Genomic DNA, 12,486 nt, shown 5'->3' with positions numbered 1-12,486 from the left:
TGCGATAGCGCTATTGCCCATTTTTAGATCGTTTCAATCAGTGTGACACTGTCAAATCATCAAAACTGCAACCTGAAATAGATAAATCGGTCCCTGCCCATGAGGGAATGACCGTGCTAGGACTGAGTCTGATAATCAGACGGATCGTATGCAGCCCCCTCCGGACACCTCTTTGCCAGACGACCTGCAGGCCCTGCTGGTGATATGGCGCCGTCTGGCCGGCGGTCGGCGGTTTCCGGCCTGGGCCGAATTTCCGTCCGACAGCCTGGCCCCGTTAAGCGACCGCATCCATGTGATCGAGCAGCTGGAAGACGGCGACTTCTATTTCCATCGCTTCTCCCCGATCAGCGCCGCCCGCCTGGGCCATGACATGACCGGCCGCCGCCTGTCGGAAGTGATCCTCGACCTGCGCGCCTCTACCAGCACCAGCGGCTATCGCCGCTGCCTGACGCTGGCCCGCCCGATGACCGATACCGTGCCGGCCAATTTCAATGACGGCGCCCAGCACACCGCCTATGACCGGCTGCTGCTGCCCTTCGGGGTCGGCGAAAAGCCAGTGCTGCTGCTGGCGGCACTGTATTTCCGCCCCCAGTAACCTCACATCGCGCGAATGTGGCCGAGGAACCGGCGCACCTGCGCATCGAGCTGATCGGCCTGGCTGTTCAGGGCCGCCGCCGCATGGCTGACATCCCCGGCGGCCGTGCCGGCGGTGCCGGCGGCCGTGCTGATATCGCCGATCCCGTCCGACACGCTTTCGATGCCGATGGCCGCATCGTTGACGTTGGTGCTGATATCGGCAGTGGCGCCGGCCTGCTCGGCCACGGCCACGGCGATGCTGCCGACCTGCTGGTTCAGGGTTTCCGCCTGGGCGCCAATCGCCGTGATCGCCGTCGCGGTCTTTTCCGACGCCTGCTGGATGGCGCCGATCTGGTCGGCGATGCTTTTCGCCGCCTCCGCCGTCTTCTGCGCCAGGCTGCGCACCTCCTGCGCCACCACGGCAAAACCTTTGCCGGCCTCGCCGGCGCGCGCCGCCTCGACGCTGGCATTGAGCGAGAGCAGGTTGGTCTGGAAGGCGACCGAGCGGATGAAGTCGATCACGTCGTCGATCTTGCGGTTGGCCTGCGCCAGTTCGCCGACCGTGATGCTGGCGCGCTGCGCTTCCGCCGCCACCTGGCTGCTGGCCTCGCGCGACGCCCTGGCCTGATGACGGATTTCGGCAATCGAGGCGTTGAGCTGTTCGGCCGCCGCGGCAACCGCCTGGGCATTGGCTGAAGACTGATGCGCCGCGCCGGCCACCGACTCCGCATTGGCATGCACGGCCTGGATCTCGCCGGCCATGGTGGCGGCATTGCCCTGCAGGCCGCGGGCCGCATCCTGCACCGCCATCACGATGCCCATCACCTCGGCCTCGAACTGGTCCGCCAGCCTGGTGCGCTCGTCGCGGGCGCGCGCTTCGGCAGCGGCGCGTTCTTCGGCGATCTGGCCTTCCAGAGCGGCGGCGGTTTCGGCCTTCTGGCGCATGGCATCGCGCGCCGTGTTGATGATCTGCGCGCCGCGGCGGAAATCACCCGGCATGCCGCGCAGCAGGAAGGGCCGGAAATACTTGCCCTCGGCCGCATGCATCAACGAGGCGCCGGCCTCGCGGATAAAGGCATCGGTGCGGTCGAGCAGACGGTTGAGCGACTGCAGCGCCGGCGCCAGGTCGCCATGGCTTTCGGTATCGGCAATGCGGGCGTCCAGATCGCCGGCGGCGGCACGGTCGCAGACATCGGCAATGATATCGAGGGCGGCGCGATGGCGGCCGCCAAGAAAGAAGGTCATGACAAACTCCAGGCGTCAGGCGGCGAGAGAGAAAACGAATTCTTCGTAAGGCATGCCCCGGGCTGACAGCATCTGCTGCAACAGCGCGAAGCCGGCGGCCTGGCCCTGCTTGCGGTCGGCATGCTTCGCTTCTTCTGCCAGTAGCTGCGCATACAGCGGAATCACCCTGTCCAGCACGGCGCGGTCGGGACGACGGCGGTTGGAGTGATAGCCGTCGATGGTTCCCTTCGCGTCGAAGCTCGGCGTGACATGGGCAAACACCCAGTAGTAATCGCCATTCCTGGCCATGTTTTTCACATAGGCGAAAATCTCGCGGCCATCGGCAATGGTCTCCCACAGCAGCTGGAACACGCAGCGCGGCATGTCGGGATGCCGCAGGATGCTGTGCGGCTGGCCGATCAGGTCATGCTCGGCATACAGGCCGATGCGGCAGAACACATCGTTGGCATAGAGGATGCGGCCCTTGAGATCGGTCTTGGAGACAATGATCTCCTCATCGCCGAACTGGCGTTCGGTTTTGGTGGGAACGGGATGCGGCATGGGAGAGGCTTTCGTTTTTTATCGAGGTGCGGCGAGTATGCCGCGCAGCGGCAGGACCGGTGAGAGACACGCGGTCACATGCGACGATCTGTCGAAATGCCATCGCCTCGCTGATTTAGCGAGTCACCACCGTCTTGCCGGACAAGACAGCGCAGAGCAGCCGGCCGGCGAACGGACAGCGCGCAGGGGAGCGGAGAAAGGATGGCGCGGGGGGAAATGGTGCCGGCGGAGGGAATTGAACCCCCGACCTCGACTTTACGAAAGTCTTGCTCTACCCCTGAGCTACGCCGGCACGGCGGGCCCGGCCGGGTTGACCCCGGTGGGCAGCGCGCGGAAAATACGGCCCGACCGGCCGGTTGGCAAGCCGCAAAACCGGTCAAAACGACGACGGACAGCCAGATATTTATCCTGAATATCTGGCACTTGGCGGATATCCGGGGGGTTATCGCATTATGGCCGCGGCCTACACGCTTTACGGCAGTTTCCTGTCCTCACCCACCTACAAGGTCGGGCTGATGCTCAGCCTGTGCGGCCTGCCCTTCGATTACCGCCATATCGACCTGGCCAAGGGGCAGCATAAAAGCCCCGAATTCCTGGCGATCAACCGCTACGGCCAGGTGCCGGCGATCCGCCATGACGGCCAGACCATGTGCCAGGCCAACACCATCCTGGAATACATCGCCGAGCAGAGCAGCCAGTTCGGCGGCGCCACGCCGGAAGAGCGTCAGCGCATCCGCGAATGGCTGGTCTGGGAAACCGACCGGCTGGAGCCAGGCATCAACCGCACGCGCTTCTTCGAGCGTTTCGCCAAGGCCGATCCGGCGGTGATGGAATATACCCGCAAACATGCCGATGCGGGCCTGACCGTGCTGAACGACCTGCTGGATGGCAAAAGCTTCCTGGTCGCCGAACGGCCGACGATTGCCGATATCGGCGTCTACTGCATCGTCGCCTATATGGAAGAGGGCAAGTTCGATGTCTCCGCCTGGCCCCATGTGAAGGCCTGGGCCGACCGCATCGCCGCCCTGCCGGGTTTCAAGCCGCCCTACGAACTGCTGCCGCGCACCGACAAGGACGCGGCCTAGCCGTCCGGCTTATTCCGCCGCCTGCTGATACTGGTAATCGGACGCCGGCGTGTTGTTCTGCACGTCGCCGCGCAGGCTTTCTACCACGCGCTCCAGCTCGACCGCCTGCTCCTGCAGCTGCAGCGCGCCGGCACGGCTTTCCTCCACCATGGCAGCGTTGCGCTGGGTCATCTGGTCGATATTGGTGACGGCGGCATTGATCTGCTCCAGCGCCAGAGCCTGCTCGCGGCTGGCGCCGGCGATATCGCCGACGATGCCGCCCACGCCGGAGATCGACTCGACGATCCGGCCGAGCGCGCCGGCCGCCTGGCTGACCAGCTCGGCCCCCTGACGCACTTCGCCGTTGGACTTCTGGATCAGCGTCTTGATCTCTTTCGAGGCATTGGCCGAACGCCCTGCGAGGGCACGCACTTCCTGGGCGACGACGGCAAAGCCCTTGCCGGCCTCGCCGGCGCGGGCCGCTTCCACACTCGCATTCAGCGCCAGCAGGTTGGTCTGGAAGGCGATCTCGTCGATCAGCGACATGATGGTGCCGATCTGCTCGGCTGAGTTCTGCATGGCGGTCATCGCGTCGGTCACCCGGGCCATGATGCGGCCGCCCTCGTTGGCGGCGTCGGTGGCCTCATGGGCGCGCTGGCTGGCGGTGCCGGCGCTTTCGGCGTTCTGGCGCACCGTCTGCGTCACCTCATGCATGGTGGCCGCGGTTTCTTCCACGGTCGCCGCCTGGCTTTCGGTGCGGCTGGCCAGATCCTGGCTGGCCGAGATGATCTCGGCCGAAGCCGAGGAAATCGTGCCCGAAGCCGCCATGATCGAACGGATCGCCAGCGCCTGCGTCGTGATATCGGTGGCGAACTTCACCACCTTGTAGGGCTTGCCCATCAGATCGAGGATCGGATTGTAGCTGGCCTGAATCCAGATTTCGCGGCCGCCCTTGCCCAGGCGCTTGTACTGGCCGGCATCGTAGTCGCCGCGCCCGAGCTTGTCCCAGAACTGGCGATAGGCCGGCGCCGCGGCCTCGGCCGGATCGAGGAACATGCGGTGATGCTTGCCCTGCACCTCGGCGAGGCTGTAGCCGACGGTGGCGAGGAAATTCGGATTGGCGGTGAGAATCTTGCCGTCGAGATCGAATTCGATTACCGCCATGGCTTTCGAGATGGCGGATATCTGGCCTTCGAAATTCGCATTCGCCTGTTTGCGCGCCGTGATGTCGGTGGCGTATTTCACCACCTTGAACGGCCGGCCGTTCATGTCACGGATCGGATTGTAACTGGCCTGGATCCAGATCGCACGGCCACCCTTGGCGATCCGGCGATATTCGGCCGCATCGTATTCGCCGCGACCGAGCTTGTCCCAGAACTGCGCATAGGCCGGCAATGCGGCCTCGGCCGGATCGACAAAGATGCGGTGATGCTGGCCCCTGATCTCGTCGAGCGCATAGCCGACAGCGTCGCAGAAATTCTTGTTGGCGTTGAGGATATTGCCCTTGAGATCGAACTCGATCACCGCCATGACCTTCGAGATCGCGTCGATCTGGCCCTGGAAATTCGCCTGCTCCAGCTTCTGCGCGGAGATGTCGGTGGCGAATTTCACCACCCGGCTGACCTTGCCGAAAGCGTTGAGGATCGGATTGTAGCTGGCCTGGATCCAGATTTCGCGGCCGCCCTTGCCCAGCCGCTTGTATTGGGCGGCGTCATACTCGCCGCGCCCGAGCTTGGCCCAGAAGGCCTTGTATTCGGCGCTCTGCGCATAGGCCGGTTCGACGAACATGCGGTGATGCTGGCCCTTGATCTCGGCCAGGCTGTATCCCATGGCGGCGAGGAAATTCTCGTTGGCGTCGAGGATGATGCCGGTGGGATCGAATTCGATCCGCGCCATCGATTTGTCGATGGCCTGCACGAGGCCCGTGTTGCCCGCCAGAATGCCCATGGTTCGCTCCGCCCGGTTGGTCATGGCGGAACTGCAGGGATTGCAGGATGGTCCGCTGTGCCAAGGTCACGCGCGGGCGCGGCAATTGCAGCTAACTTTCCGATAACGTGAATACACCTATATCCGCGACACCGGATTCTTCGCGGATTTTTGTCCGGATATTATATCGCCCGGCTACCCAGCAGCGGCCGCGCCGGCGCCGCCAGCGGCGCGACACTGCCAAGCTCCGTGGGATCGAGCGTGTCGAAACTGCCGCAGGCCGCACAGAGCGGCGCCCAGTCGGCGGCACCGCTGCCGCAATGGCCGCATTGCCACAGCGCCGATGCGCCGGCCTGTGCCCGCCAGTGATCCGCCGCAGACGGATCACCATCGCCCTCTTCGGCGAGGCGCGCGAGCAGGTGCGCCGCCCAGGAGCCGCCGGCCGAACCGGCCTGATTGAGAAAACCGCGCGCCGCCGTGAAGTCGCGGTTCTGCAGCGCGGTGGCCGCCAGCAGAAGCTGGCTCGCGGTTTCGCGCCGGCGCTCGGCGACAAAGGCTTCTGCCGCGCTCATGCGCTGGGCCGGCGCCGTCTCCTGCTGCAGCGCCAGCCAGCTGTCCGCAAAGGCTTCTGCCGGACGGCGGGCAAAGGCGCGGTGCAGATGGAAGCCGGCAGCTTCGCGGGCGGCATGGTGATCGGCGGCGCGCGCCATCAGCAGCGGCGGTGCCGGGTGTTCGGGCAGCGCCTTGGCCGCGCGCTCGGCCCAGTGCCGCGCCATGCGTTTGTCGTCGCGACCGAGCGCCGCCTGCGCCTCGGCCATGTCGAGCCGCGCATTCAGCGCCGCCTGCATCTCTTTGGTGACGGCCTTCTTCCTGCGCGCCAGGTCCAGGCGCTGGCGCGCGCCGTCCCAGTCGCCGGCTTCCACCAGCAGGCGCAGTTCGGCCTCGGCGGCAAAGGGCGAGGACGGCCGTAAGCGCGACGCCCGCTGCGCCTGCTCGAGTGCGGCCTCGCGATCATGGCGGCGGCGCGCATCGGCCAGAAGCCCGCGGGTGCCGAGGAAGGCCGTGCCGGGATCGCGGCTGAGCAGCTGATAGGCTTTCAGCGCCAGCGCCTCGTCGCCTTTCAGCTGCGCCGCATGGGCGATCAGCAGCCGTGTCAGCGCCGGATCGTCGAGCTGCTTCTCGGCTTTCGCCGCCAGCGCCATGGCGCGGTCGGGTTCGCCGGCCGCCACCGCCACCATGCCGGCGGCGAAATTGGCATAGCCGCGCGCCTGCTTTTTCAGGCGGCGTCGCTGCGGCAAAGCCGCGGCCCAGGCGAGCGCCCAGGTGATCAGGAATCCAACCAGCAGGATCAGGCCGAAGGCCAGCGCCAGCAGCGGCGCCGGCGCCTCGATCACATGATCGAACCAGGTGAGGCGGATGCGGCCGGGCTGGTCGGCGAGCCAGGCGGCAAAGCCGGCCACCGCCATCAGCGCGCCAAGAACGATACCGCCGCGGATCAGACGCAGCATGGTCAGCGGACCGCCAGATGTCCGCGCAGCGCCGCGCCGTAGGCATCCAGCGCGGCATCCAGTTTCAGCCGCGCCTCGGCCTGTCCGCGCCAGTCTTGCAGCGGCGCGACCAGCGTCACGCCATCCAGCGCCGCCACCGCCGCCGCCAGATCGCCCTGCAGCAGCGCGGCCTGCGCGATATCAAGACGGCCATCCACCGTGGCACTGTCCAGCGTGCCGACGCGGCGGACGCTGACCAGGTTGCTCAGCTTGTCGAGGCTGCGCTGCCACCAGCTTTTGTCTTCGCTCGCAGCCGCAGCCACCGGCGTTGCACGCTGCTGCTCGGCCAGCGCGGCATAGCGCGCAACCAATGCGACCGATGACGGCACGCTCTGTTCGGCAAAGGGCTGCAGCGTGGCGAAGGCGGTCTTCAGGCTGCCGCCCTGGCTTTCGGCATACTGGCCGAGCTGCGTCGCCTCGTTGACGAATTTCTCGCCGCGGCGGGCATGCTCGCGCAACTCGCTCCAGGCGATCAGCTGCAGCACCGGTTCGCGCACCAGATCGCGCAGGGCGGTGTTGCGCGCCTCGGCGATGTCGTTGAGCTTGGCCTGCAGGTCGCTGACCTGGCCCTGTAATGCTGCGCGCTGGCTCGCCGTCGCTTCGCTGGCCTGGCGCAGGGCCGCCAGCTGCTGTTCCAGGTCGCGCAGCTTCTGCGGATCGCCGGCATTGGCGGCCGGCAGCTGCTGCAGCCGTTCAAGGCTGGCGGTCAGCGCGGTCAGCCGCTGCTCGAAGGCGTCGACGCGCGGATCGGCCACCGCCGTCGGTGCCGGGACTGCAACCGGTGCCGGAGCGGCAGCGGGGATGCTGGGTGCGGGACGCGCAGCCGGCTGCGGTGCGAGGCTGCGCCCGGCGATCAGGTCGTCGAGCCGGCCGGTCACAGTGAGCTGGTAGCCGATGGCGACGGCGACGCTCAGCACCACAGCGCCGAGGATATACAGCACCACGCGGACGGTGCGCGAGCGCGGCTTCTCCAGCGGCTCGACATCGGCGTCGATGATCTTTTCCTGTCCGGGCTTGTCGCTCATTCTAAAGATCCCGTTCTTACAGCAGGGTCAGCAGGTCATCTTCCGACGGCGTCGCCGCCACCGCGACGCGGCGCCAGGGCAGGTCCCGTACGGCCTCCGCCACATTGGCGCTGAGGCAGAGCGCCGCGCAAGCATCGGCGCCGGCGGCAATGCCGGCCGCCTGCGTCAGGGTAACAAATGTCGCCGCCGTGCGGGGAGAGAAAAACAGCACGCCGTCATAGCCTTTCGCGCCGAATCTGGCCTTCACCGCCTCTGGCAGGGCGATGGCGGTTTCGGCGTCATAAAGCACGCAGCGCCGCACGTCATAGCCATCGGCCTGCAGCATGGCCTGCAGATCGCCGGCCCGCGCCGAGCCGGCTGCATGCAGTAACGCCCCAGACGAGACCGAGTGCCGGGCGCGCACGAGTTGCGCCAGCAGATCGACATTGCCGCCGGCCGCCTCCACCTGCGCAAAACCCGCAGCCTTCGCCGCCAGCGCGCTGGCCGGGCCGACCGCATAGACGGTGAAATCGCGCCGCGACGTGGCGTCGCAGAAGGCCCGCAGGCCATTCGCAGATGTGAACAGCAGCGCAGTGACGCCATCCAGCGGCAATGACACGTCATGCTTGCGACGGATCGCCAGCAGGGGCGCGGCATCGACACTGTGGCCGGCCGCCAGCAGCCGCTGGCGCAGCGCCTGCGATTCCGTTTCGGGCCGGGTCAGCAGCAGATGCACGCGGTTATATCCGCCGGTCAGACATCGAAGAAACCGGGTCCGATGCGGGCCTTGAGCTGGCCGCCGATATCCTGGCCGAGCGCCACGCCGTCGCGCGCATTGCCGCGCCCATCCAGTTCGATCAGCTCCGTGCCATCGGGCCGAGCGATGGCGCCGCGCAGCCGCATGCCGACGCCGTCGAGTTCGGCTAATGCTGCGATCGGCGTGCGGCAGGAGCCGTCGAGCACGGCGAGCAGGGCCCGCTCGGCTTCCACCCGCATGCGCGTCGGCGCATCGTCTAAAGGTTTCAGGAAGTCGAGCACGCGGGTATCGCCGGCCCGGCATTCGATGCCGATGGCGCCCTGGGCCACGGCGGGCAGCATCTCGTCAGTCTGCAGTACGCGCATGCCCGGCGGTGCGATCTTCAGGCGGTTCAGCCCGGCCATCGCCAGGAAGGTGGCGGCCACCATGCCCTCTTCGAGGCGACGCAGCCGCGTCTGCACATTGCCGCGGAAATTCACCACGCTGAGATCGGGCCGGCGCGCCAGCAAAAACGCTTTCCGCCGCAGCGACGAGGTGCCGACGGTGGCGCCCTGCGGCAGATCGGCCAGCGCCATCGGCGCCATGCTGAGCAGCACGTCGCGCACATCCTCGCGCGGCAGGTAGACGGCCATCATCAGACCGTCGGGCAACTGCGTCGGCATGTCCTTCATCGAATGCACGGCCAGGTCGATCTCGTCGGCCAGCAGCGCCTCTTCGATTTCCTTGGTGAACAGCCCCTTGCCGCCGGCCTCGGACAGTGGCCGGTCCTGGATCCTGTCGCCGGTGGTCTTGATGATGCGGATGGCGATCTCGGCCTCGCGTAAGGCCGGATGGGCCCTGAGCAGGCGGTCGCGGGTTTCCTGGGCCTGGGCCAGCGCCAGCGGCGAGCCGCGCGTACCGATGGTCAGCACGGGAAGACCGGGGTTCACTTGCTGGCTTGGCGTCATAATGCTAGGCCTACTCGCTCTGTATATACTGTAGCAACCACCACTTGGGACGGACCCGGCGATGCTTGTGCTCGGCATCGAAACCAGCTGCGACGAGACCGCCTGCGCCATCGTTCAGGACCATGGCCCGCGGGGCAGGGATGACCGTGCCGGCCGCGTTGTCAGTCATAGCCTGTTCTCGCAAATGAGGGAACACGCGCCCTATGGCGGCGTGGTACCGGAAATCGCCAGCCGCGCCCATATCGAACATCTGGACGGCCTGGTGGCCGAGAGCCTGAAGACCGCCGGCCTGCGCCTGACCGACCTGGACGCCATCGCCGCCACCGCCGGGCCGGGCCTGATCGGCGGCGTCATGGTCGGGCTGATGACGGCCAAGACGCTGGCCTATGCCGCCAACAAACCGCTCATTGCCGTGAACCATCTGGAAGGCCATGCGCTGTCGGTCCGGCTGTCGGACGACGTGCCGTTTCCCTATCTGCTGCTGCTGGTCTCCGGCGGCCATTGCCAGTTCCTGATCGTCGAGGGCGTCGGACAGTATAAACGCCTCGGCACGACGATTGATGACGCCGCCGGCGAGGCGTTTGACAAGACCGCCAAGCTGCTGGGTCTGGGCTATCCCGGCGGACCCGCCATCGAGAAACTGGCGAAGCAGGGCGATGCAACGCGCTTTGTCCTGCCCAAACCGCTGAAGGGCCGGCCCGGCTGCGACTTCAGCTTCTCTGGCCTCAAGACCGCCGTGCGCCAGACTCTGGAAAACCTGGCGCTGGAAAGCTGTGGCGACGCCCCGACTGAAACAGACAAGGCCGATCTGGCCGCCAGCTTCCAGCAGACCGTGATGGATGTGGTGCTGGACCGCAGCCGCAATGCCATTCAGCTGTTCGACGCTGCCCATACGGCTGCCGGCCGGCATTTCGTCGTCGCCGGTGGCGTCGCCGCCAATGCCGCCCTGCGCGCTGGCCTGGTCGATCTCTCGGCGCAGCATGGCCTGCAGTTCACCGCGCCGCCGATGGCTTTGTGCACCGATAACGGCGCCATGATCGCCTGGGCCGGGCTGGAGCGCTTCCGCCTCGGGATGATCGACAATCTGGAGGCGCCGGCGCGGGCACGCTGGCCGCTGGATGCCATGGCGGCGGCGAAGCCGTTTGCAGGAATAAAGGCATGATGAAGATTGGCGTCATCGGCGGCGGTGCCTGGGGCACCGCGCTCGCTGCGCTCTCGGCCGAACAGGGCGAGACGATCCTGTGGGCGCGCAACGCCGACGTGGTGGCGATGATCAATCGCGACCATGCCAATGCCGCCTATCTTCCCGATGTGATGCTGCCGGCCAGCCTGAAAGCCACCGCAACCCTGCGCGACCTCGGCGATTGCAGCACCCTGGTGCTGGCCGTGCCGGCGCAGTCCTTGCGCGATTTCGCCAAACAGATCGGCAGCGCGCTACCCGGTCATGCGCCGCTGGTGATCGCCGCCAAGGGCATCGAGATCGGCAGCGGGCTGCTGCCTTCGGAAGTCATGGCATCGGCACTGCCAAGCCGGCCGATTGCCATTCTCACCGGGCCCAATTTCGCCGGCGAAGTGGCGCGCCGCCTGCCGGCTGCCGCCACGCTGGCCTGCACCGATGCGGCACTGGGCGAGCGGCTGATGCAGCGGCTCGGCCGCCCGACCTTCCGGCCGTATCTCTCCGACGACGTGATCGGCGCGCAGATCGGCGGCGCCGTGAAGAATGTGCTGGCGATTGCCTGCGGCATCGTCATCGGCAAGACGCTGGGCGACAATGCGCGCGCCGCGCTGATCACCCGCGGCCTGGCCGAGATGACACGGCTGGGACTGGCCATGGGTGCCAAGCGCGAGACGCTGATGGGGCTTTCGGGGCTGGGCGACCTGGTGCTGACCTGCTCCGGGCCGCAGTCGCGCAACCTCTCGGTCGGCGTAGCGCTCGGCGAAGGCCGGACGTTGCCCGAGATCATGGCCGGCCGCCGCACCGTGGCCGAAGGCGTGCATACCGCGAAGGCGCTGCAGGTGCTGGCGCAGGCAAAGAACGTTGAACTGCCGATCTGCGCCGCCGTGAATGCCGTGCTGCACCTGAACGCATCGATTGACGACATGCTGACCGCTTTGCTTTCGCGCCCCTTCAAGGCGGAAGCATGATTCGTATAAAAGCTGCAGCTATCTGCTTGGTCGTTCTGCTTACCGGATGCGCCCAGCAAAAGCCATTCTCCGCGCCCGACACGTCCAAATTTACAAATTCTATAGCGGCAGGGAATTTCAAAGAAAAGGCTGTGTTGGAACGGTATCCGGAGTTCGCGAGACGCTCAGGCAATACACTTACGCTGTACGTTTCCGGGGAAAAAACGAAATCGTACACCGACGTGCCGCTTGAACAATGCGAGCGCGAGACCCCTGTAGAGGTCATAGACGGCATACAACATCAAGATATTGGCGGTTGCGTTATCTACCATCGCATCACCGGTACATGGCCGCAGAAGTCATGGGCCTTGGTGGAAGTCCATTTCTATGAAGGTGGTGACATTCTTATCGTTAATAAGGATGGCACGGAGATATCACTGGGCGGCCGGCCTATTCTTTCTCCTCGCAACCAGAACATGCTGACCTATGGTCTGGGTTGCGAAACAGATGAGGCGATGATTTCCATATGGAGCACGGCGGAAACGATTCCCGTTCTCATATTGGAAAATTATCTGTTCAATCGCCCAAGCGACGCCGGACGCATTCTGGATGCGAAGTGGGAATCTGAGGAAAGAATTCGTATAACGGCTTCGCGCTGTTTCGAGGACGAATCGGTAAGACCGGTATTTCTGGAGCACAAAGGCGGCAACATCTGGGTCTGGTCTGGCAAAGATCCCAATATTGAAGGGCAGTAAA

Annotated in this window: 12 protein-coding genes and 1 tRNA gene; 5 read left to right on the top strand and 8 right to left on the bottom strand. The window is 65.8% G+C overall.

Translation table 11 applies throughout. From position 1 onward, the window contains the following. The first annotated feature begins 148 nt into the window (after window positions 1-148). The gene (locus tag AC1ROT_RS11085) at window positions 149-595 is read left to right on the top strand and encodes a PAS domain-containing protein (protein ID WP_492999022.1); all 447 of its coding nucleotides are present in this window, start codon (window positions 149-151) and stop codon (window positions 593-595) included. 2 nt (window positions 596-597) lie between these two features. Here AC1ROT_RS11085 and AC1ROT_RS11080 read toward each other — a convergent pair whose 3' ends face one another. From AC1ROT_RS11080 to AC1ROT_RS11070, 3 genes are all read right to left on the bottom strand, one after another. Further along, window positions 598-1,821 carry a methyl-accepting chemotaxis protein gene (locus tag AC1ROT_RS11080; RefSeq protein ID WP_492999020.1) on the bottom strand — a complete coding sequence of 408 codons (1,224 nt, stop codon included), beginning with the start codon at window positions 1,819-1,821 and terminating at the stop codon, window positions 598-600. Window positions 1,822-1,836: 15 nt separating this feature from the next. Then, the gene (locus AC1ROT_RS11075; RefSeq protein WP_492999018.1) at window positions 1,837-2,361 is read right to left on the bottom strand and encodes a PAS domain-containing protein; all 525 of its coding nucleotides are present in this window, start codon (window positions 2,359-2,361) and stop codon (window positions 1,837-1,839) included. Between the two features lie 217 nt (window positions 2,362-2,578). After that, window positions 2,579-2,653, bottom strand: a tRNA-Thr gene (locus AC1ROT_RS11070). Window positions 2,654-2,813: 160 nt separating this feature from the next. On the opposite strand from AC1ROT_RS11070, the gene AC1ROT_RS11065 reads away from it, so the two are divergent. After that, window positions 2,814-3,446, top strand: coding sequence for a glutathione S-transferase family protein (locus tag AC1ROT_RS11065; RefSeq protein WP_492973712.1), 633 nt, complete (start codon window positions 2,814-2,816; stop codon window positions 3,444-3,446). A gap of 9 nt (window positions 3,447-3,455) precedes the next feature. Here AC1ROT_RS11065 and AC1ROT_RS11060 read toward each other — a convergent pair whose 3' ends face one another. The 5 genes from AC1ROT_RS11060 to hemC form a co-directional block, all read right to left on the bottom strand. Continuing rightward, on the bottom strand, window positions 3,456-5,372 hold the full coding sequence (locus AC1ROT_RS11060; RefSeq protein ID WP_492999016.1) for a methyl-accepting chemotaxis protein: 1,917 nt from the start codon (window positions 5,370-5,372) through the stop codon (window positions 3,456-3,458). A gap of 161 nt (window positions 5,373-5,533) precedes the next feature. Then, window positions 5,534-6,859, bottom strand: a complete 1,326-nt coding sequence (locus tag AC1ROT_RS11055; protein WP_492999014.1) for a heme biosynthesis HemY N-terminal domain-containing protein — start codon at window positions 6,857-6,859, stop codon at window positions 5,534-5,536. Window positions 6,860-6,861: 2 nt separating this feature from the next. Next, window positions 6,862-7,923, bottom strand: coding sequence for a COG4223 family protein (locus tag AC1ROT_RS11050; RefSeq protein ID WP_492999012.1), 1,062 nt, complete (start codon window positions 7,921-7,923; stop codon window positions 6,862-6,864). Window positions 7,924-7,939: 16 nt separating this feature from the next. Next, window positions 7,940-8,638: a uroporphyrinogen-III synthase gene (locus AC1ROT_RS11045; RefSeq protein ID WP_492999011.1), complete on the bottom strand. Its 699-nt coding sequence runs from the start codon at window positions 8,636-8,638 to the stop codon at window positions 7,940-7,942. A 17-nt stretch (window positions 8,639-8,655) separates the two neighbouring features. Beyond that, window positions 8,656-9,588 (bottom strand): hydroxymethylbilane synthase, encoded by a 933-nt coding sequence (hemC, locus tag AC1ROT_RS11040; protein ID WP_492999009.1) that lies wholly within the window; start codon window positions 9,586-9,588, stop codon window positions 8,656-8,658. 79 nt (window positions 9,589-9,667) lie between these two features. On the opposite strand from hemC, the gene tsaD reads away from it, so the two are divergent. From tsaD to AC1ROT_RS11025, 3 genes are read left to right on the top strand one after another with little or no spacing between them, the layout of a single operon-like run. Beyond that, on the top strand, window positions 9,668-10,768 hold the full coding sequence (gene tsaD / locus AC1ROT_RS11035; RefSeq protein ID WP_492999008.1) for a tRNA (adenosine(37)-N6)-threonylcarbamoyltransferase complex transferase subunit TsaD: 1,101 nt from the start codon (window positions 9,668-9,670) through the stop codon (window positions 10,766-10,768). Next, window positions 10,765-11,751, top strand: a complete 987-nt coding sequence (locus tag AC1ROT_RS11030) for an NAD(P)H-dependent glycerol-3-phosphate dehydrogenase (protein WP_492999007.1) — start codon at window positions 10,765-10,767, stop codon at window positions 11,749-11,751. The genes tsaD and AC1ROT_RS11030 overlap by 4 nt, the downstream gene beginning before the upstream one ends. Continuing rightward, on the top strand, window positions 11,748-12,485 hold the full coding sequence (locus AC1ROT_RS11025; RefSeq protein WP_492999006.1) for a hypothetical protein: 738 nt from the start codon (window positions 11,748-11,750) through the stop codon (window positions 12,483-12,485). Before AC1ROT_RS11030 ends, AC1ROT_RS11025 begins: the two co-directional genes overlap by 4 nt. The last annotated feature ends 1 nt before the right edge of the window (window position 12,486 follow it).

Source organism: Ferrovibrio sp. GW821-FHT12E11, from assembly GCF_058806975.1.
Note: the sequence above shows the minus strand (reverse complement) of the source record. Positions and strands in the feature narration are given on the sequence as shown.

What these genes read in the sequence shown, in the direction of transcription:
- AC1ROT_RS11025 (WP_492999006.1), top strand. Translation starts at nt 11,748, where the DNA reads ATGATTCGTATAAAAGCTGCAGCTATCTGCTTGGTCGTTCTGCTTACC.
- AC1ROT_RS11030 (WP_492999007.1), top strand. Translation starts at nt 10,765, where the DNA reads ATGATGAAGATTGGCGTCATCGGCGGCGGTGCCTGGGGCACCGCGCTC.
- AC1ROT_RS11085 (WP_492999022.1), top strand. Translation starts at nt 149, where the DNA reads ATGCAGCCCCCTCCGGACACCTCTTTGCCAGACGACCTGCAGGCCCTG.
- AC1ROT_RS11055 (WP_492999014.1), bottom strand. Translation starts at nt 6,859, where the DNA reads ATGCTGCGTCTGATCCGCGGCGGTATCGTTCTTGGCGCGCTGATGGCG.
- tsaD (WP_492999008.1), top strand. Translation starts at nt 9,668, where the DNA reads ATGCTTGTGCTCGGCATCGAAACCAGCTGCGACGAGACCGCCTGCGCC.
- AC1ROT_RS11075 (WP_492999018.1), bottom strand. Translation starts at nt 2,361, where the DNA reads ATGCCGCATCCCGTTCCCACCAAAACCGAACGCCAGTTCGGCGATGAG.
- AC1ROT_RS11060 (WP_492999016.1), bottom strand. Translation starts at nt 5,372, where the DNA reads ATGGGCATTCTGGCGGGCAACACGGGCCTCGTGCAGGCCATCGACAAA.
- AC1ROT_RS11065 (WP_492973712.1), top strand. Translation starts at nt 2,814, where the DNA reads ATGGCCGCGGCCTACACGCTTTACGGCAGTTTCCTGTCCTCACCCACC.
- AC1ROT_RS11080 (WP_492999020.1), bottom strand. Translation starts at nt 1,821, where the DNA reads ATGACCTTCTTTCTTGGCGGCCGCCATCGCGCCGCCCTCGATATCATT.
- AC1ROT_RS11050 (WP_492999012.1), bottom strand. Translation starts at nt 7,923, where the DNA reads ATGAGCGACAAGCCCGGACAGGAAAAGATCATCGACGCCGATGTCGAG.